This window comes from Amycolatopsis orientalis DSM 43388 (assembly GCF_000411975.1).
Classification (GTDB): Bacteria; Actinomycetota; Actinomycetes; order Mycobacteriales; family Pseudonocardiaceae; genus Amycolatopsis; species Amycolatopsis orientalis_D.
On record NZ_ASXG01000172.1, the window covers coordinates 1 to 16,884 of the forward strand.

Annotated in this window: 19 protein-coding genes; 4 read left to right on the top strand and 15 right to left on the bottom strand. The window is 69.9% G+C overall.

Features of this window, described 5'->3' with window-relative positions; genetic code table 11:
• Nucleotides 1–176: 176 nt before the first annotated feature.
• From L942_RS35885 to L942_RS35905, 5 genes are all read right to left on the bottom strand, one after another.
• On the bottom strand, nt 177–1,139 hold the full coding sequence (locus L942_RS35885) for a helix-turn-helix transcriptional regulator (RefSeq protein WP_037368886.1): 963 nt from the start codon (nt 1,137–1,139) through the stop codon (nt 177–179).
• A gap of 102 nt (nt 1,140–1,241) precedes the next feature.
• Nucleotides 1,242–1,640, bottom strand: a complete 399-nt coding sequence (locus tag L942_RS35890) for an STAS domain-containing protein (protein ID WP_051166488.1) — start codon at nt 1,638–1,640, stop codon at nt 1,242–1,244.
• 241 nt (nt 1,641–1,881) lie between these two features.
• Complete coding sequence (locus L942_RS35895; RefSeq protein WP_037368887.1) at nt 1,882–2,721, bottom strand: SDR family oxidoreductase; 840 nt, start codon at nt 2,719–2,721, stop codon at nt 1,882–1,884.
• On the bottom strand, nt 2,718–3,641 hold the full coding sequence (locus L942_RS35900) for a patatin-like phospholipase family protein (RefSeq protein WP_037368888.1): 924 nt from the start codon (nt 3,639–3,641) through the stop codon (nt 2,718–2,720). Before L942_RS35900 ends, L942_RS35895 begins: the two co-directional genes overlap by 4 nt.
• A 117-nt stretch (nt 3,642–3,758) precedes the next feature.
• Nucleotides 3,759–4,652 (bottom strand): LysR family transcriptional regulator, encoded by an 894-nt coding sequence (locus L942_RS35905; RefSeq protein ID WP_037368889.1) that lies wholly within the window; start codon nt 4,650–4,652, stop codon nt 3,759–3,761.
• Between the two features lie 126 nt (nt 4,653–4,778).
• Here L942_RS35905 and L942_RS35910 point away from each other — a divergent pair, with 126 nt between their 5' ends.
• Nucleotides 4,779–5,768, top strand: coding sequence for an NADP-dependent oxidoreductase (locus L942_RS35910; RefSeq protein WP_037368890.1), 990 nt, complete (start codon nt 4,779–4,781; stop codon nt 5,766–5,768).
• A 42-nt stretch (nt 5,769–5,810) separates the two neighbouring features.
• Here the strand turns inward: L942_RS35910 and L942_RS35915 are convergent, their stop codons facing one another.
• Genes L942_RS35915 through L942_RS35945 form a run of 7 tightly spaced genes read right to left on the bottom strand, consistent with a single transcriptional unit; the run spans nt 5,811 to nt 12,698 of the window.
• The gene (locus L942_RS35915; RefSeq protein WP_037368891.1) at nt 5,811–6,215 is read right to left on the bottom strand and encodes a hypothetical protein; all 405 of its coding nucleotides are present in this window, start codon (nt 6,213–6,215) and stop codon (nt 5,811–5,813) included.
• A gap of 9 nt (nt 6,216–6,224) precedes the next feature.
• The gene (locus L942_RS44640) at nt 6,225–9,368 is read right to left on the bottom strand and encodes a hypothetical protein (protein ID WP_037368892.1); all 3,144 of its coding nucleotides are present in this window, start codon (nt 9,366–9,368) and stop codon (nt 6,225–6,227) included.
• Nucleotides 9,368–9,697, bottom strand: coding sequence for a hypothetical protein (locus tag L942_RS35925; RefSeq protein WP_037368893.1), 330 nt, complete (start codon nt 9,695–9,697; stop codon nt 9,368–9,370). Before L942_RS35925 ends, L942_RS44640 begins: the two co-directional genes overlap by 1 nt.
• Nucleotide 9,698: 1 nt before the next feature.
• Nucleotides 9,699–9,956 (bottom strand): acyl carrier protein, encoded by a 258-nt coding sequence (locus L942_RS35930; RefSeq protein ID WP_037369076.1) that lies wholly within the window; start codon nt 9,954–9,956, stop codon nt 9,699–9,701.
• Complete coding sequence (locus tag L942_RS35935; RefSeq protein ID WP_037368894.1) at nt 9,949–11,583, bottom strand: fatty acyl-AMP ligase; 1,635 nt, start codon at nt 11,581–11,583, stop codon at nt 9,949–9,951. The genes L942_RS35930 and L942_RS35935 overlap by 8 nt, the downstream gene beginning before the upstream one ends.
• A 16-nt stretch (nt 11,584–11,599) precedes the next feature.
• On the bottom strand, nt 11,600–12,226 hold the full coding sequence (locus tag L942_RS35940; protein WP_037368895.1) for an NAD(P)-dependent oxidoreductase: 627 nt from the start codon (nt 12,224–12,226) through the stop codon (nt 11,600–11,602).
• 28 nt (nt 12,227–12,254) lie between these two features.
• The gene (locus L942_RS35945; RefSeq protein WP_037368896.1) at nt 12,255–12,698 is read right to left on the bottom strand and encodes an SgcJ/EcaC family oxidoreductase; all 444 of its coding nucleotides are present in this window, start codon (nt 12,696–12,698) and stop codon (nt 12,255–12,257) included.
• Nucleotides 12,699–12,786: 88 nt separating this feature from the next.
• Between L942_RS35945 and L942_RS35950 the strand changes: the two genes are divergently transcribed.
• Nucleotides 12,787–13,230, top strand: coding sequence for a MarR family winged helix-turn-helix transcriptional regulator (locus tag L942_RS35950; RefSeq protein ID WP_037368897.1), 444 nt, complete (start codon nt 12,787–12,789; stop codon nt 13,228–13,230).
• A gap of 31 nt (nt 13,231–13,261) precedes the next feature.
• Here the strand turns inward: L942_RS35950 and L942_RS35955 are convergent, their stop codons facing one another.
• Both L942_RS35955 and L942_RS35960 read right to left on the bottom strand, forming a co-directional pair.
• On the bottom strand, nt 13,262–14,467 hold the full coding sequence (locus L942_RS35955) for an RNA polymerase sigma factor (RefSeq protein ID WP_037368898.1): 1,206 nt from the start codon (nt 14,465–14,467) through the stop codon (nt 13,262–13,264).
• A complete protein-coding gene (locus L942_RS35960; protein ID WP_037368899.1) occupies nt 14,464–14,835 on the bottom strand; it encodes a YciI family protein in 372 nt (123 codons plus the stop codon). Before L942_RS35960 ends, L942_RS35955 begins: the two co-directional genes overlap by 4 nt.
• A gap of 117 nt (nt 14,836–14,952) precedes the next feature.
• Here L942_RS35960 and L942_RS35965 point away from each other — a divergent pair, with 117 nt between their 5' ends.
• Entirely contained in the window at nt 14,953–15,720 is a 768-nt protein-coding gene (locus L942_RS35965; protein ID WP_037369078.1) for a methyltransferase, read from the top strand.
• 6 nt (nt 15,721–15,726) lie between these two features.
• Here the strand turns inward: L942_RS35965 and L942_RS35970 are convergent, their stop codons facing one another.
• Nucleotides 15,727–16,473 carry an alpha/beta fold hydrolase gene (locus tag L942_RS35970; protein WP_037368900.1) on the bottom strand — a complete coding sequence of 249 codons (747 nt, stop codon included), beginning with the start codon at nt 16,471–16,473 and terminating at the stop codon, nt 15,727–15,729.
• Between the two features lie 210 nt (nt 16,474–16,683).
• On the opposite strand from L942_RS35970, the gene L942_RS44645 reads away from it, so the two are divergent.
• Nucleotides 16,684–16,854, top strand: a complete 171-nt coding sequence (locus L942_RS44645) for a hypothetical protein (protein ID WP_158684589.1) — start codon at nt 16,684–16,686, stop codon at nt 16,852–16,854.
• Nucleotides 16,855–16,884: the final 30 nt, after the last annotated feature.

The window sequence follows — 16,884 nt, forward strand, 5'->3', positions numbered from 1 at the left end:
GCAACCGGCAGCAAGCCCACCAGCCTCCCTCGGCGGCCTGAGGTTGACAGAGGGTGTCTCATGGGGCGCTCCTCGGGCGGGGCAAGAAGATTCCTTTGTGGACGACCGTCGACGCGGCTTCTCGGCACACGCTACTCCAGCCGCCAGCTTCGGCGGCGGCATTCGGCTCACCATGTTCAGGTCGAGGAGCTGTGTTCCTGAAGTGCCTGAGAAGGAAGCTCCCCATACGCAGCCCGATAGTGCGCAGTAAACGCACTAGGCCGCGGATACCCCCACCGCGCCGCAACCTGCGTGACAGTCGTCTCCCCTGGGACAGCAGCCCGCAGCTCAGCCCGCGCATGGTCGAGACGCACACGCCGCAAGTAAGCCATCGGTGTCGTATCGAGGTGCCGTCGAAACGCCAGCTGCACCGCTCGCGCCGAGACGCCAGCTGCCTGGGCTACGTCGAGGGCGGTGATGTCGCGGTCGGGGTTGGCTTCGATGAAGGCGATCGCGCGACGTAAAGCCGGTGGGTGCGCGTCCAGAGAGGCACCGGCGCGCTCTTCCAGCGCGCTCGTGGGGAAAGCTGCGAGCACGGCGGCGGCGAGGTGCTGGGTCGCGGTGCTGACCAGCAGCGGGTGCTCGGCGATGTCCGGGGCAGCCAGGACCTGATCACGCAGGTAGGTGATGGCCCCGCGCAGGTGCTGGGCGGTGGCGGCGGACACCGGGTTGTGGTCGAGCAGCTCGACTGGTTTCTCGACCCCGGCGACGCGGCTGAGCACGTCGGGATCGAGCATGGTGATGCTGTAGCGCGCCCGGCAGATCCGGCCGGAGTACGGGCGGTCGGGCGGGGCGAAGGAGAACAGGTCGCCGGGCCCGAAGTCGGCGGGTTCGGCCCACCCGGCGGCCTGGTGGTCTTCGATGGTTCCGGCTTCGATGTCGCAGAGGCAGATCCGGCCGAGCGGAGTGACGTCGTAGCTCATCTCGAAGTGAAGGTCCAGCTGGTCGGCGCTGACGCTGTCCGAGGCGACCCGGGTGATCCGGGCGCCGGCGGTGCGGCCGCCGCTGCCGATCCGCATCGGGGCATAGGATTTGGAGAGGAATTCTTCGGTGTACTCCAAGTCGTCGCTGTCGAACACCACCCGTCCAGGTGCGGACATCCGCCGGTTCGTCCTCCGTCCCACGCCGCAAAGCGACCCCGGCGGGTCCTCGGGCGTCGTGCGAGGACCTCCGACGTGCGTCGTCGCGGGGCAGGCCTCCGGTTACCCGCGTGGGCCGGGGAGCAAACCGCCCAGCTGGGCGCACGCGTCGTCGATCGTGGCGGCAAGGTGCAGCGTGGCGTCCACCCGGGTGACGCGCAGCGGGCGCAGGACGGCGCGGTTGCCGCCGGTCACCACGATCAGCTTCCGCCGCCGGGCGCTGGCGGCACGGTGGGTTTCGAGCATCAGCGACATCCCGACGACGGCCATGAAGTCCAGGCCAGTGCAGTCGAGCACGATGTCGCGGCCGGTCCGCAGCTGCTGGCCGAGTACCTCGGCGAGGTCGCCGGAGGTGGCCAGATCCAGCACGCCGCTCAGCCGCACCAGCACCAGGGAGCCCACGGGCCCGCATCGGATCGCCAGGTCGCCGGGACGCAGCGACCGTTCGGTGGTCTCGGACATCAGCGGAGTTCTCCCTGTCGTCTGTCTGGCCAACGCCGCGACGGGGATCGTTTCCCGAAGGCACCGCTGAATCTCACTGCTCGGTTCCGGCCTTCCGCTCCGGAATGAACGGGGTTGCCTCCACCGTGCAGGGCTCGCCGGGAACGGTCTAGCGGCACAACCGAACACCCGGACTATCCGGAAAACGAAGCGACCGGGCCGGATCCGTGCGGGGACGCGACAGGCTGGATGCGCCGAGCGATTACCGCCGAGTCTCTTGCTGCGCCTCGAGATTCGCCCGATACGCCGTTCGTTCCGGGCGGTCCGAGTGCAGCGCGCGGTCGTCTCGGACCAGGCACCGGATGCGGTTGAGGACCGGTTCGGGGGTGACGCCCGCGGCGGTGGCGAGCAGTCCGACGTAGCCGGGGACGGCGATTTCCGCGCGGCGGTGGTGCACCGAATCGACGACTGCCCGCGCGACGTCCTCCGGTCGCACCTTCGGGATCGGCCGCATGTCCAAGCCCGAGGCGAGCGCGGTGTCCACGGCCGAGGGCAGCACGGCACTGATGCTCACACCCGCGTCCGCGAACTCCAGCCGGGTCGCGGCCGTCAGCCCCACCACGGCGAACTTGGTCGCGTTGTAGACGGCCAGTCCCTTGACCGGGAACTTGCCCGCCAGCGAAGCGACATTGACGACGTGCCCGAACCCGCGTTCGACCATGCCGGGCAAGGCCAGTTTCATGCCGTTGAGGACCCCGCCGAGGTTGACGTCGATCTGCAGCCGGTCGGTGGCGTCGGCGAGTTCGAGGAATCCGCCGTTCGGCATGAGACCGGCGTTGTTCACCAGCACGTGCAACGGTCCGTGCGCCTTCTCGGCGGCGGCGAGGAACGACGCGAACGAGTCGCGGTCGGCGACGTCGAGGTGGTGCGCGGTGCCGCCGACCAGCTCGGCGGTCTCTTGCGCGGCGGTCCCGTTGAGGTCGCCGATCGCGACGTGCGCGCCCTTGCTCGCGAACAACTTGGCGACCGCGCGGCCGATCCCGGCACCGCCGCCGGTGATCGCGACGGACGCGCCGATAAGGTCGATCTTGGGGTAGCTCACCGGGTCGCTCCTTGCTCGATGGCGGCGCGGATCCGTGCTGGAGGCACCGCGCGGAGCACGTCGGCACGGCGGCGCAGATCCATGAAATTCGGACCCATGACGTCCAGTTCGGCCTGACCGGGCTCGATCCGGAGCACCCGGATACCAGCGGCGCGAAGTTGCTTGACCTCAGCGTCGACGCGCCGGGTCATCGCACGTCGGGCGAGTCGTTCGAGCCGGGCGAAGCCGCGGCCGGGCGCGCCGCCGGAGGTGGACATCGGCGGGATGAGCACGACCTCCTCGACGCCGGTCTCGAGAACAAGGTCCGCGGACGTCGGCGAGACCGTGCCTCCGTCGACGTACTTGCGGCCGTTGACGCCTACCGGCGGGAACCACCCCGGAATGGCCCAGGACGCGGCGATGGCCGCACCGAGCTGGGTCCGATGCGATTTCCCGAACGCGACCCGCTCCCCGGTGCGGAGATCAGCCCCGACCAGCCAGGTCCGCGGATGATCGACCCAGCCGTCCGCGTTGGCCAGCGCCGCCCCGAGAGCACGCAGCCATCCGGCGTCGCCGCGTCCCTTCGGCAACACTCCGGCCAACCCGGCCAGCAGATCGACCCGGCCGCGCAGCGCGGCGGCAGTGAGGCCGAGACCAGGCCAAACGGGCACCGGCAACGGCGGCAGCAGGCCTGGATGCCGAGCGAGATGGCGCGTGACGCGGCTATCGGCCGGTTCTCCGAGCAGCGCGGCCATGATCTCGCCGACCCCGATGCCGGAGCCGAGGAACGCGGCCATCTCCGCGCCCGCTGACGTGCCGACGAGGACGTCCGCGTCGCGCGCGTCCCATCCCAGCTGGTCTTCGACCGCGGCGAGGGCGGCGGTGGTCCAGGCGAAGCCGAGGGTGCCGCCACAACCGAGCACCAGTGCGCGTCTGGTCATCGACCACCTCTACGGAATCGCGTGTCAGTAGCGGAACCGTATGTCATTTTCGTGGCCGAGGCAACCTGCGCAGGCAGGGACGACAGCGTTGGTGCAGGTGGTGTTCTTTCCCGGGGATCAGGCCGCGCCGAGGAACTCGGACTCGGCGACCGCGCGCAATTCCCGTACCAATTCGCGCACCGCAAGGGATTGCGCGCCCGCGAAGGTGGTGACGTACCCGATCCGCCGGGTGGGCGGGTCGGCGATCGGGGTGACCGCGACTCCCGGCGGGATGGCGGCCAGGGTGAGTTTCGGCAGGATCGCCATTCCGATCCCTTGGGCCACCATGGAAAGCACCACCCCGTCGTCCGCGACTTCCATTTTCGCCGGCGGCAGCCAGTCCTGCCGGGCCCACCAGGATCGCGTGTAGGAGGAGCAGTTTTCCGGCCAGTCGAGCAGCGGCAGGCTGCGCGGCTCGATCCGGCTGCCGGGGTTGACCAGGAAGTACGGTTCCCGGAACAGTTCTCCGGTGACCAACCCGGCTGGCGGGGTCTCGTCTTCGCTGAGGGTGGCGATGGCGACGTCTGCGCGGCCGTCGGCTACCTCGCCCGCGGTTCCGCGGCCCACTTCGGGGACGATCAGGACTTGCGGGTGCAGGCCGGAATGCTTGGTGGTCAAGCGTTCCAGCGCCGCAGGCAGGAGATGTGCCGCGGCACTGCGGAAAGCGGCGATGCGCAACGGGCCGGTGAGGGTTCCGGCGGCCGCGCCTCGGGCTTCGGCGCGGAGAACGTCGAGCTGACGCAGGATCAGCCGGGCGTGCACGAGTGCGCGGGCACCGGCCGCGGTGGGGCGGGCACCGGTTCGGCCGCGGTCGAAGAGGACGGCGCCGACCTTGCGTTCGCAGGTCCGGACCGCGTGCGAGACCGCGGACTGAGTCAGGCCCAGCTCGGCGGCCGCGGCGGTGAAACTGCCGGTGCGCTCCACCGCGAGCAGCAGGCGCAGCTCGCCTGGCGTGAGGTCGACAGCATCCATGCGACCAGCCTAGCCGTCGCCATGAACGAGATTCATGGATTGGCCTGGTCCATCGATCCGCGGCTCTGCCACGGCGGTTTCGCGATGCCTAGGTTGCTGGTCAGAACCCTTCGCTGAGGAGATCCCGTGTCCCTGACCGCCGTCCGCCAGGTCCGCCGCCCCGAGGGTGCGCCGAGCGCCGCCGACTTCGAGTTCGTCACCCGGCCGCTGCCGGACCTCGCCGACGGACAGGTGCTGGTCGAAAACCGGTACCTGTCCGTCGATCCGTACATGCGCGAATTCATGGAATGGGGTGGGTGGGAACTCGGCGCGGGACTGGAGGGCCGCTCGATCGGCGAGGTGGTCGAGTCGAAAGAACCGACGCTGCCGGTCGGCACGACGGTCTTCCACCGGCACGGCTGGGCTACCCACGCCGTCCTCACTCCCGCCGACGTCCGGACGATCACGCCGGCCGACGGTGTTCCGCTCAGCGCTTACCTCGGCGTTCTCGGCGGGACCGGGCTCACCGCGTATGTGGGTCTGACGCGGATCGCACAGCTCCGTCCCGGCGAGGACGTGTTCATCTCCGCAGCGGCCGGCGCGGTGGGCAGCGCGGCCGGGCAGCTTGCCCGATTGCTCGGCGCGGGACGGATCGTGGGCAGCGCCGGCTCCGCGGCGAAGGTCGAACACCTCACTCGCGACCTTGGCTTCGACGCCGCCTTCAACTACCACGACGGCCCGGTCACCGACCTCCTCGCGAAAGCGGCACCGGACGGGATCGACGTGTACTTCGACAACGTCGGTGGCGATCACCTGGCCGCCGCGATCGACGCCTTGCGCGACCGGGGGCGCGTCGCCTGGTGCGGTTCGGTCGCGCAGTACAACAGCTTGCGCACGCCGCCGAGCGCGCCGCACAACCTGTACGACGTGGTCGGGAAAAGCCTTCGGATCGAAGGGTTTCTGGTGCGCAATCACCTCGACGCGCGCGAGGAGTTCGAGGAATTCCTGATCCCGCACGTCCGCAGCGGACAGGTGCTCGTCAACGAGACTGTGGCAGAAGGGTTTTCCAGCATCGTCGACGCGTTCATCGGAATGCTGCGCGGAGAAAACGTCGGGAAAATGCTCGTCCGGATCTGACCGCTGGGAGGGGGCGGGCGGGCCCCCTCCCCGGGGAGAACCTCAATCGCGCCAACGGTTGTTGAGAAAAGCGTCGTCGTCCTCGTCGTCTTCCACCGGACGGGGACGACGCGTCGGGCGGCGCGCCGGCTCGCTTCGCACGGCGGGCTGGTTCGGAGTCACCGCGAACGGGGAAGCCGAACCCGGCTCGTTGCCGAACTCGTCGGAATCGAACGCCGAGGGCGGGTCGGTGCTCGGCCGGTCCGTGCTCCACCCGGACTTGGTCTTGCGCTTCCCCATTTCCCGCCGGTGCTGGACGTACCGTTCGGCCGCCTGCACCTGCTTCGTCATGTACTCCTGGGACTGCGCCTTGATCTCCTCGGCCTTCTGCTCGCGCAGCACCCGGCGATCGGCCTGCTCCCGGACCAGCGCGTCCAATTCGGCCTTCATCGCGGCGGTTTCGCTCATGCGCCCCTCCTACCTGGTCCGGATGATCGGCGCGTCGTCGTCATCGTCAAGTGAACCAGTGAGCCGGCCGGCGGGTTCGCCGAGGTTGTCGAAGACCGCGCCCTCCACGCGGTACGCCGAACGCCGCTCAGTCTCGCCGCCACCGCCGCCGCCGTGGCCGCCGCCCATCGCGCCCATGCCGGGCATCCCGGCGCCGCCGGACTGACCCGGCTGGCTGGAGTGGTCGGCCGCCGGTGCCGAGAAGCCGCCGGAATGGGTGCCGGACACCGGTGTGTTGTCGACGCCGACCACGGGACCGCCGGGCAACGAGGCGCTTGGTGTGCCCGTGTGCGAAATCTCCGGACCGGGACCGCCCTGGATCGGATGACCCGGCGCGCCGCTCGGAACGCCGTGGTGCGGCTGGGCCGGTTCTCCCGCGTGGTGTCCGCCGCCGTGCGACGTCTCTGGGCCGGGCCCTTCTCCCGCCGGATGCACCTGGTGCGCCGAGTGTCCGCCGAACGGGTCGCCGGTGTGCGACATTTCCGGACCCGGCCCGCCCGCCGGAGGCACGGGGTGGCTGCCGGGCGAGGCACCGCCGTGCCCGTTGCCGTCGGGTCCCTTGTGGTCACCGCCGTGGTGGCCCGGACCGTCGCCCGCGTGGTGGCGGCCGGTGCTGTCGCCGGACGCCTCCGGACCGTGGTCGACCGGCTTGTCTTCCTCGCCGAGCGTGTACGTCGTCGGGTTGCCCTTGCCGTCGTCGACCGTGACGACGGTCGGCCCGTCCGGCCCGTCCGGACGCTCGGCGGTGATCTTCGTGTCGCCGTCCCGGAGGTGGATCTTTCCGTCCGGGCCGGGGTGGTGGACCTCGTCGCCGGGTCCGTCGGCGCCGTCGTGTGCGGATTTGTCGTCGGACCAGTCGATCTTGAAGTCCTTGACTGGCCCGGCGCCCTCGCCGATCTTGATGTCCATCTTGCCGTCGTGATCCGGCTCGGACATCTCGAACGTCTTGTCGCCCTGTTTGACCTTCAGGACATCCCGGCCGTCCTCGTCGGGCTTGCCGTCGTGGCCCTTCCCGTCGTGGCCCTTGTCGTCCCCGGGCTTGCCGTCATCGGGCTTGCCGTCGTGGTCCTTGTCCTCGCCTGGCTTGCCGTCTTCGCCGCCGGGGCCGCCGTCGGCGGGGTCGGTCTTGATCGGCGGGCCGTCCACCGGACCGCCGCCGCCCTTGTCTCCGGGAACCTTGTCCCCGGAAACCTTGTCGTCGCCAGAACCCTTGTCGTCCGGGCCTTTTCCGTCGGGTCCCTTGCCGTCGCCAGTCGAGCCGGGCTCGCCACCGCCCGGGCCGCCGAGGGGGCCGCCGCCGTGGCTGCCCTGCGCGTCCTTCTTCAGCGACTCCATCGCGGCCTCGGCCTTTTGTTTGGCCTCGGCCTGAGCCTTCTGTTTCGCCGCTTCCTCGGCCTTCTGCCGGGCTTCTTCCTCAGACTGGCCGCTGTCCTGCCCGCCGCTGGAACCGCCCGCGCCGGGCCCTCCGGAACCGGATCCGCCGCCGGAGTCGGTCTGGATCGGCGGGCCGTCCACCGGACCGCCGCCAGTCCCGCCGCCCGAGCCCCCGCCGAGCGGACCGCCGCCCGGCGAATCGGCCGGGACGTCGAGTTCGGGAACCTTCGCGCCGCCCCCGCCGGAGCCGCTGCCGGACCCACCTCCCGAACCGGACCCGCCTCCCACGCCGCCGCCGAAACCGCCAGCGCTCCCGGAGTGATCGCCCTGCGGGAGGTCCGAACCGGACCCGCCCCCAGTTCCCCCACCAGCACCGCCGCCGTAGCCCCCACCGGCGCCTTGGCCGCTGCCTGGGCCGTCACCGTAGCCACCCTGGCCACCGCCGTAACCGCCCTGGCCGCCCGAACCCTGACCGCCGCCCTGGCCACCCCCGCCGGGACCGCCACCGCCAGGCCCCTGGCCCCCGCCACCGGGACCACCGCCAGCAGCGCCGGCACCGCCCGCGCCGCCAGCCCCGCCGTCCGCCGCGCCCTCGAACTTGTTCTTGAGCTTGCCCATCTCCTTGTCGAGGGCGTCATAGGCCTTGTCGACCAGGTCCTTGGCGTCCTTGCAGGCCTTCTCGAACCCCTGGTAGATCACGTCCCACATGTCGGGGTTGAACTGGTTCATGATCCACTGCTTGGCGAGGTCCTTGCCGTGGCTCTGGATCTCGTCGTCGTTGCAGCAGCCCTGGTCGTTGAGGCTGTCGACCAGGTTGGTGCCGAAGTTGTAGTCCATCCAGCCGGCGATCTGGGCCAGGTCGTCGATGCTGCCGTGCTCGCCGTTGGCGACCGCGATGACCTTCTGCGCCATCGTGTAGTCAGCCTTGCCGACCTGGTCGCGGTACAGGGCGATGACCTGGTCGGCCTTCCCCTTGCACAGGTCGAAGAGCGTTTTCGCGGTGTGCAGCGTCACTTCGCTGGCGTGGCTGAGGTCGTCCCCCAGCTTCGCCGCCTTCTTCTGGATGTTCTCGTTGTAGCGGTCCGACGCCGCGTCGGCTCCCGCTCCGGTCCAGGTCTGGAACAGCGTGCCCAGCTCGGTTCCGGTATCGCTCAGCGTCGACTTCACGGTTTCCGAGCCGTGCTTGAAGTGCATGGCGTCGTTGACGAAGCCCTCGAAGCTGATCCCGCGCTGCTCGTCGAACGGGCCGCGGATGTCCTTGTCGAGGTCGAGCTTGCGCGTGTTCCCCTTGCAGTCGTCCGGGATCTTCTCGAGCAGCCCGCCGAAGGTCTCGAACACGCGCAGCGCGGGAGCGGCGGTGTCGAAGATTTCGTCGGACGTCTTCGTGCCGGTCGCTCCGGCGTCGTTGCCCTCGCCGGGAACGGGCGGCTGCTTCTTGCCGAGGTCTTCCTTGCCCTTGTCGACCGCTTTTTGCTTCTCGTCCTGGTTGTAGCTGTTCTGCTGGCCTTTTGTCTTCGCCGCGTCGAAGGCCTCGTCGAGCGACGGGCCGGTGCCGGGAAACGCTCCGGTCTGGACTGCCCCGCCGTACGTCGCCAGGTATTTCTCGAACTCTTTGCCCTCGTCGCCGGTCGTGTCCGGGTGGTCGAACTCCCAGGCGCGGACCAAGTCGGCTTTCTGATCCGCGGGCACGGCCGGGTCGTCGAGCAGCTTCTTGACGTCTGCCCACGTCTTGTCCGACATCAGAGCACCCCGCCGCGGTTGCCGGTGTCGGTGATCGTGCCGGCCTGGTTGTCTTCGTTCGTGCCGTAGGCCGATCCGGCGGTGCTGATGTTCGTGCCGAACGATTCGAGGGCCTTGCTGTAGCCGGAGAGCGCGCCCCACAGCTGCTTGGTTCCCTCGAGGTACTTGTCGGCGTGCGCCTGGTGCGCCCGGCCGAACTTCTCCTTGGTCAGCTCGGAATTCTCCAGGTCCGGATTGTCGTCCAGAAGTTTCTCCGCCAGGTCGCCGATCTTCTTCGCCGCCGTCGACAACGCCTCGGTTGTGGCGGTGTACCCGCCCCCACCGCTCATTTCAGTGCTTCTCCTCAGCTCGGCAAGCTGTCCGGGCCTCCGCGAGCACGGCCGCCACGGATTCCACGTCGGTGAACCGATCGAGCTCGTCCAGATCGATCGACACGTCGTAGTAGATCTCCAGCGCGGCGAGAAGCCGGATCCGGCCCTTCGAGTCGATGCCGAGCTCCTCCAGCGGAGCGTCGGGCACGACGAGGGCCGGGTCGAGCCGGAAGGTGTCGCTGACGACCTTCGTGACCTCGGCGCAGTGATCACCCACGGACGCCACCGTAACGCGCCTTGGCGGCCGACCGGGCGACCTTTCCGCTGGAAGTGCGCGGAAGTCCGCCAGAAGGGACCAGGTGTACCGCACGGAGCGTGAGATCGTGTTCTCGCGACACCGCTCGCAGCACCGCCCGCGTCACGTCCTTGACCTCGGCTTCCGCGTCGCGAGCCCATTCCGCGACCACCATCGCGCCCTCGCCCTGGTCGTCGGCGACGCCGAACGCGGCGACCCGGTCGCGGCGGATCGCCGGATGCGCCTCGCCCGCCGCCGCCTCGAGGTCCTGCGGGTGGAAGTTGCGGCCGTCCACGACGATCAGGTCCTTGAGCCTGCCGGTGACGTACAGGTCGCCGCGGTGGAATACCCCGAGGTCGCCGGTGCGCAACCAGCCGCCGAGTCCGTCGATGACTCCGCTGAACGCGCCCGCGTCGCCGCGGCCCCAGTAGCCGGACGCGACATTCGGGCCGTGCACCCAGATCTCGCCGACCTCGCCCTCGGGCTGCTCGTGTCCGTCGCGGACGATCCGGACGAGCTGCCCGACCGGCCGTCCCACCGACATGACCGGCTGGCCGTCCGGCGTTTCGACGGCGCGGCCTTGAGCCAGGGCTTCCCGGTCGAGCATCGCGCCGCGCGGGCCTTCCGCTCCGGCGCTCGCGACGTACACCGTGGCCTCGGCCAGTCCGTACGACGGCCGATGCGCCTCCCGGCGGAATCCGTACGGGCCGAACACTTCGTGGAACCGCTCGACCGTGCGCGGCCGGACCGGCTCGGCGCCGTTGAGCGCGATCCGGACGTCCGAGAGGTCGAGGTCGTCTTCCGGACCGACGTCGGCGGCGAGGTCGTAGGCGAAATTGGGGGCCGCGGTGAAGACCGCCGGATAGTCCGACAGCTGACGCAACCACCGCCGCGGCCGGTGCACGAACTCCGCCGGGGACATGAACACCGACCGGCCGCCGACGTAAACCGGCAGGCACAGCAACTGAATCAGGCCCATGTCGTGGAAGAACGGGATCCAGCCGGCGCAGGTCGTCCGCTCGTCCGAGGCGTAGGCCTGGCTGGCCTGCCAGCAGGCCGCGACGATCGCCCGGTGCGGGATCACCGCGCCCGCGGGTTCGCGCGTCGACCCCGACGTGTATTGCAGGTACGCCGGGCTTTCCGGATCCACGCGGACCGGATCGATGCCTGGCCCGGTCAGTTCGTCGACCACCACGAGGGCACCGGGATCGCCGAACTCGCGCACCTTCCCCGCGACCGCCGAGGACGTCGCCCACACTCGCGCGCCGGAATCGGCGAGGACTCCGGAGAGCCGGTCCGCCTGCGCGCGATTGCCGGGCAGCATCAGCGGAACGGCGACCATCCCGGCGGCGAGCGCACCGAAAAACGCCAGCGGATAAGCGAGTTCCTGTCCAATGAGGATCGCGACGCGCTCGCCCGGTTCGGCGATCCGACGCAATTCTCCAGCCACGGCACGGACTTTGGCGGCGAATTCCGCCCAGCCCCACGTGTGTTCGACGCCGCGTTGGTGGTCTTGCTGGGTGAACAACGGCCGCTCGTCGTCGGCGCGGGCGAACAGCCGGTCGACGATCGAGACGCGCAGGACCTCGGCAGGCACCGTACGGGACACCCCGCGAAGCTACCCGCTACGACGAGACCGCGACCACCCGGCCGAAAATCCGCCGATCGTCCAAGTGGTCCACCACGTAGGCGGCCAGGTCGGCCCGAGCCGTGCGCGGGCCGAGACGCTCGGCGGAGCCGACGGAAACGCGGGCGCGGCCCGTGCCCGGCCGGTCGGTCAATCCGCTCGGCCGCACCGCGGTCCACGCGAGCCCGGTGCGAGCCAGCAACTCCTCCATCCGCACCATGTCCGCGTACGGATGCCGCAGCACCCAGCGCAGGATCCGGCTGGCCGCCCGCGTGCCCAGCCCGGCGTCCCGCGGCGTCGCCAGACCGGCGGAGGAGATCACCACCAGCCGTGCGCCGGGCGGCAACACCGAGACGATGCTGGCGGTCCCGGCGGAATAGACAGTGGTGGGGCGGCGGCCGGTCGAGCCAAGCGCGGAGACCACTACCTCATGCCCGGCGAGCGCCCCGCGCAGCGACTCCGGATCCAGCGCATCGGCGGAACGGCGGATGAGCCGGGGATGTTCGAGGCCGAGGTTTCCCGGCTCGCGGGCGATGGCGGTCACCTCGTGCCCGGCGGCCAACGCGCGTTCGACGACGAGCCGCCCGGTGCGCCCGGTCGCGGCGACGACAGCGAGCGAAGACATGACAACTCCTGGTGCGGTCCCGGCCGGGTCAGGCGGCCGGCTTGCTCGCCGGCTGGAACTTGAAAGACACCGCCTCCATCAACGGCTTGCGCTTCGTGTTCTGGAAGGCCGCGACCTTCCACCCGGCCTCCGTGCGGACCAGACTGTAGGTCTGGACCTTGTTCAGCTCAGCGGCCTTCGAGACCTTGCCGGTCGCGCCCCTGGTGACGACGACCGCCGCATCGGGTCCCAGATGGCGAATGCTCAGCACCTCGTGGAACAACCGCGTGCCCTTGAGAAAGCTGTCGAAGAGCGCTTGGTGCGCCCGGCCGATTTCGTCCGCGCCCTGGTAGAGCGTGCCGACATAGGTGAGGTAGGTGGCGTCGGCCGTGAACTCCGCGCCGTACGCGGCGCCATCCGCGCTGTCCCACGCGGCGACCAGCCGATCCAGCACGGCGGTGATCGCGGCGACGTCGGTGTCCAGTGCGTTCATGATGTCTCCCCATGGTATCTTCTTCAGAGAAGTAACTGCTCTGAAGACTTCTCTTCGTTGAGGAAGAGATTATGGGAGGGGAGGCGGGATGTCAACAGCCGAGGATCCGTCGGCGGTCTACCGGCGTTACTTGAGCGCGGTGCTGCTGCACGCCCAAGCCAGCGCGCGAGCTGTCGGGCTCGGCGCTACCGACCTGTACGCGCTGAACATCCTGGAACTGCACGGCGCGATGACCCCGAGCGAGCTGGGCCGCATGGCCGGCCTGACCACCGGCCCGACCACCCGCCTGGTCGACCGCCTCGAAGAGGGCGGCTACGTCCGCCGCGCCCCGGACCCCGGCGACCGGCGCAAGGTCGTCGTCCGGCCGCTTCGCCAGCCCGAAGGACTCGACAAGGCGCTCGCCCCCGCGCGCGCCAGCATCGGCGAGCTCTTGCGCGGCTACCGGCCGGAAGAGGTGGCGGTCCTGTTCGACTACTTCGCCCGGGCCGCCGACGCCTACCAGCACGCGACGGAGCAACTCGCCGAATCTTGACTCTCCGCGCGGCACCGGGCCAAGGCAGCCGTTACGGGCGCGGCTTCACCCGGCTGGCCCGGGCCGTCAGGAAACGCTGCTCCGCGATACTGGCCGTCGCCTTGGCGGCCAGCCGGTAATTTTCGTAGGCACCAGGCAGATCACCGGCCTTCTCCAGCAAATGCGCCCGCACCGACAGCAACCGGTGGTGCCGCGCCATCCGTTCCTCACTGTCTAATGTGGACAGCAGGGAGAGTCCGGCCCGCGGCCCCTCGGTTTCGGCGAGCGCGATCGCCCGGTTCAACGTGACCACCGGGTTGGGCGCGATCCGTTCCAGGATCAGGTAAAGCGCGTGCACCTGCCGCCAGTTGGTCTCCTCCGCGGTCGCCGCGTCGGCGTGCGTCGCGGCGATGGCCGCCTGCAGCTGATACGGACCCAGCTCCGGGCCGCCCAGCGAAGCTTTCGCCAGCTCAATGCCCTCGTCGAGCATCGCGCGGTCCCACGTCGAACGGTCCTGATCCGCCAGTGGCACCAGATCGCCGGACGGCGTCGTGCGAGCGGTTCGGCGAGCGTGGGTCAACAGCATCAACGCGAGCAGACCGGTCACCTCGCTGTCGTCCGGCAGTCGCGCGTGCACCATCCTGGCCAGGCGAATCGCCTCGTACGCCAGGTCGGCGCGGTGCAGATCGCTGCCGGACGACGCGGTGTAGCCCTCGTTGAAAATCAGGTACAGCACCTGCAGCACGACATTCAGCCGCTCCGGTCCCACCGAGCCTGGGAACGAACTGCCCGCCGCCTTGATCCGCTGCTTGGCCCGGCTGATCCGGGCCGCCATCGTGGCATCCGGGACCAAAAACGCGCGGGCGATCTCCGCCGTCGTCAGCCCGCCTACCGCGCGCAGAGTCAATGCGGTCTGCGACGCCGGAGTCAGCGCCGGATGGCAGCAGAGGAACAGCAGGAGCAGGGTGTCGTCGGTGTCCGGCACCTCCGGCGCTGCTTCGGTGGCGTTCGCCAACTCCCGCTCGCGGCGCGCCTGGTCGCTGCGCAACTGGTCGACGTAACGCCGGGACGCGACCGTCGCCAGCCAGGCGCGCGGATTGTCCGGCACGCCTTCGACCGGCCACTGCTGAGAAGCCGCGAGGACAGCTTCCTGCACCGCGTCCTCGCAGCCCTCGAACTGGCCGTACCGGCGCACCAGCACGCCAAGAACCTGCGGCACGAGTTCGCGCAGCAGGTCCTCGACGGAGGGAGAAGTCACGCGTCCAACTGTCCTTCCGAGAACATCACCTGGCGCACCTCGACGCCAAGCCCGTCGATCGCGGCGTCCGGCACCTGCGCGGCCAGCTCGATCGCGCGCTCCTTGCTCTCGACGTCGAGCAGGTAGTAGCCGCCGAGAAACTCCTTGGACTCGAGGAACGGCCCGTCGGTCACCACCGGCTGCCCACCCCGCACCGACACGACCACGGCCTGCGACGGATCGGCGAGCGCCTGGGCCGCGATCAGCTCACCGGACTTCTTCGTCAACTCCATGAACGCGGTGACGCCGTCGCCGAGGGCGTCCCGTTCCTCGTCGGTCAGCGCGTCGAGAACGGACTGGTTGATGTGCAGGCTGATCAGGAACTTCATCGTCTTGCTCCTCGTGGTTTCGGGGTCTTTCGGGAAGTGGTCGGAGGCGCGGGCGGGTTCTGGACATGGACCTTTTGTGACGCGCGTCACTCTCGATCCGGGCGCACTATGAACGACATGGAGACCGACGCCTGGGCCGCGCTAGCAAGTCCGTTCGTGGAAGGCGCGTACGCGACCGTCAAGGGCCGAGTCCGTACGTACGTGCTGCATCAGCAGCTCCTCGCACACCTGCCTCCGCCGCCGGCGACGGTGCTCGACGTTGGCGGCGGGGCTGGGCATCAGTCGTTTCCCTTGGCGCGCCTGGGTTACGACGTCGTCCTGCTGGATTCGTCCGACGCGATGCTGTCGAAGGCGGTGCAGCGGCTCGCCGCGGAGTCTGCCGAGGTTCGCGAGCGAGTCCGGTTGGTGCGCAGCCGCGGCGAGGACGCCGTCGTGGCGGTCGCGGGGCAGAAGTTCGACGCGGTGTTGTGCCACGGCGTGCTGATGTATGTGGACGATCCCGTGCCGATGATCGACGCGTTGTGCGCCTGCGCGGCACCGGGCGGGATCGTCTCGGTGATGGCGCTCAACGCTGAGACGTTGGCCGTCCTTCCGGCGTTAGAAGGACGATGGAGCGACGCGCTGACGGCGTTCGACGCGAAGGGCGAGCGGGGCGTCCTCGGCGTGGACACGCGCGCCGACACCGTCGCGGGCCTGTCGCAGCTGCTCGTCGGGCAGGGAGCGGAACCGCTTGCCTGGTATGGGGTTTGGCTGTTCGCCGACTGGATGGACCTGGACGGCGACGAGCACCGGATCGCCGAGATCGCGGAGGTCGAGCTGGAGGCCGCGCGACGAGATCCGTACCGGCGGCTCAGCCGGGTGTTCCATCTCGTCGCGCGGGCCTGAACTGTCCTATTCGGACGCTTCCCAGAACTCGGTGAGGATGCGCGCGCCCTGGGCCGGGTCCTGCGTCATCCACCAGTGCCCGAGGCCCTCCAGCACGACCAGCTTCGCCCCGGCCCGCGCGGCCGAACGGCGGCGCTGCTCGTCCGTCCCGACGAAGTGGTCCTCGGTCGCCAGCACGACGAGCCCCGGACGCTCCGCCGCGCGTTCGAGGTTCCGGCCGGACTCCGCGATCGCCGGCTGCGCGGCGGACCGGTAGAGCGGAAGCACCGCGCGGGCCATGTCGTCGTTCATCCCCTCGGCGACCTTGGCGGCCACCGATTCGTGCATTCCGCCGCGAACCAGGCGCGTGGCCCGAGCTTCCACCGGCGCACCGAACATGGCCGCGACGGCTTCCTCGCCGACGCCGGGCTTCTGCCACATCTGCGCGAGGTCGTGCCAGACGTAATCCGGGTCGAACGCGCCGGCTGTGTCGCTGGCCCAGGTCCGCACCAGCTCCGGACGGGCCATGACGGCGTTGAGCACGTGCGCACCGCCCCAGTCGTGCCCGACTAGGTCCACCGGCTCGGGGAACTTCTCCAGCTCGGCGAGCAGCCAGTCGCGATACTCGACCGCCGTCGCGCCGAACCCCTCCGGGAGCGGGGCGCCGAACCCGGGCGGAGACAGGCACACGGCCGGCCGGTCGCCCAGTTCGGCGAGCAGACGCTCCCACACCGCGGCGGTTTCCGGATTGCCGTGGACGAACACTGCGGTCATCGGGCTTGCCTCCCTCTCGTCGCGTCCAACTCTACGCAGACTTGCTTGTCGAATGGCAAGTATGTTGTAGGGTCCGCTCCCATGCCCGCGTCGCGCCGGACCCAGCAGGAACGCCGCGCCCAGTAGTCGGCGCCACCGCCGCACCACTGGCCCCGCCGGCCGCGGAAAGCTACGAGGACAAGCCTGGAACTGGTCGCCGAAGGCCAAGCCGTGGCGGTGCTGCCGCAGACCGACCGCCGCATCCGCACCCGGCCCGACCTGGCCGCGGTGCCGATCGACGGGATCGCCCCGTGCCAGATCGTGGCCGCCAGCCGAGCCGCCGACCCGAACCCGCTGCTGCCAGATGTCCACCGGGCCGCGGTACGGCATTTGTCGGCCTGAACTGCGCGTTTTTGGGTCGAGATAGAAATT

Excerpts from the sequence above, each read along its gene's own strand:
- L942_RS35885 (WP_037368886.1), bottom strand. The coding sequence starts at position 1,139 with ATGTCCGCACCTGGACGGGTGGTGTTCGACAGCGACGACTTGGAGTAC.
- L942_RS35890 (WP_051166488.1), bottom strand. The coding sequence starts at position 1,640 with ATGTCCGAGACCACCGAACGGTCGCTGCGTCCCGGCGACCTGGCGATC.
- L942_RS35900 (WP_037368888.1), bottom strand. The coding sequence starts at position 3,641 with ATGACCAGACGCGCACTGGTGCTCGGTTGTGGCGGCACCCTCGGCTTC.
- L942_RS35905 (WP_037368889.1), bottom strand. The coding sequence starts at position 4,652 with ATGGATGCTGTCGACCTCACGCCAGGCGAGCTGCGCCTGCTGCTCGCG.
- L942_RS35915 (WP_037368891.1), bottom strand. The coding sequence starts at position 6,215 with ATGAGCGAAACCGCCGCGATGAAGGCCGAATTGGACGCGCTGGTCCGG.
- L942_RS44640 (WP_037368892.1), bottom strand. The coding sequence starts at position 9,368 with ATGTCGGACAAGACGTGGGCAGACGTCAAGAAGCTGCTCGACGACCCG.
- L942_RS35925 (WP_037368893.1), bottom strand. The coding sequence starts at position 9,697 with ATGAGCGGTGGGGGCGGGTACACCGCCACAACCGAGGCGTTGTCGACG.
- L942_RS35940 (WP_037368895.1), bottom strand. The coding sequence starts at position 12,226 with ATGTCTTCGCTCGCTGTCGTCGCCGCGACCGGGCGCACCGGGCGGCTC.
- L942_RS35945 (WP_037368896.1), bottom strand. The coding sequence starts at position 12,698 with ATGAACGCACTGGACACCGACGTCGCCGCGATCACCGCCGTGCTGGAT.
- L942_RS35950 (WP_037368897.1), top strand. The coding sequence starts at position 12,787 with ATGTCAACAGCCGAGGATCCGTCGGCGGTCTACCGGCGTTACTTGAGC.
- L942_RS35960 (WP_037368899.1), bottom strand. The coding sequence starts at position 14,835 with ATGAAGTTCCTGATCAGCCTGCACATCAACCAGTCCGTTCTCGACGCG.
- L942_RS35965 (WP_037369078.1), top strand. The coding sequence starts at position 14,953 with ATGGAGACCGACGCCTGGGCCGCGCTAGCAAGTCCGTTCGTGGAAGGC.
- L942_RS35970 (WP_037368900.1), bottom strand. The coding sequence starts at position 16,473 with ATGACCGCAGTGTTCGTCCACGGCAATCCGGAAACCGCCGCGGTGTGG.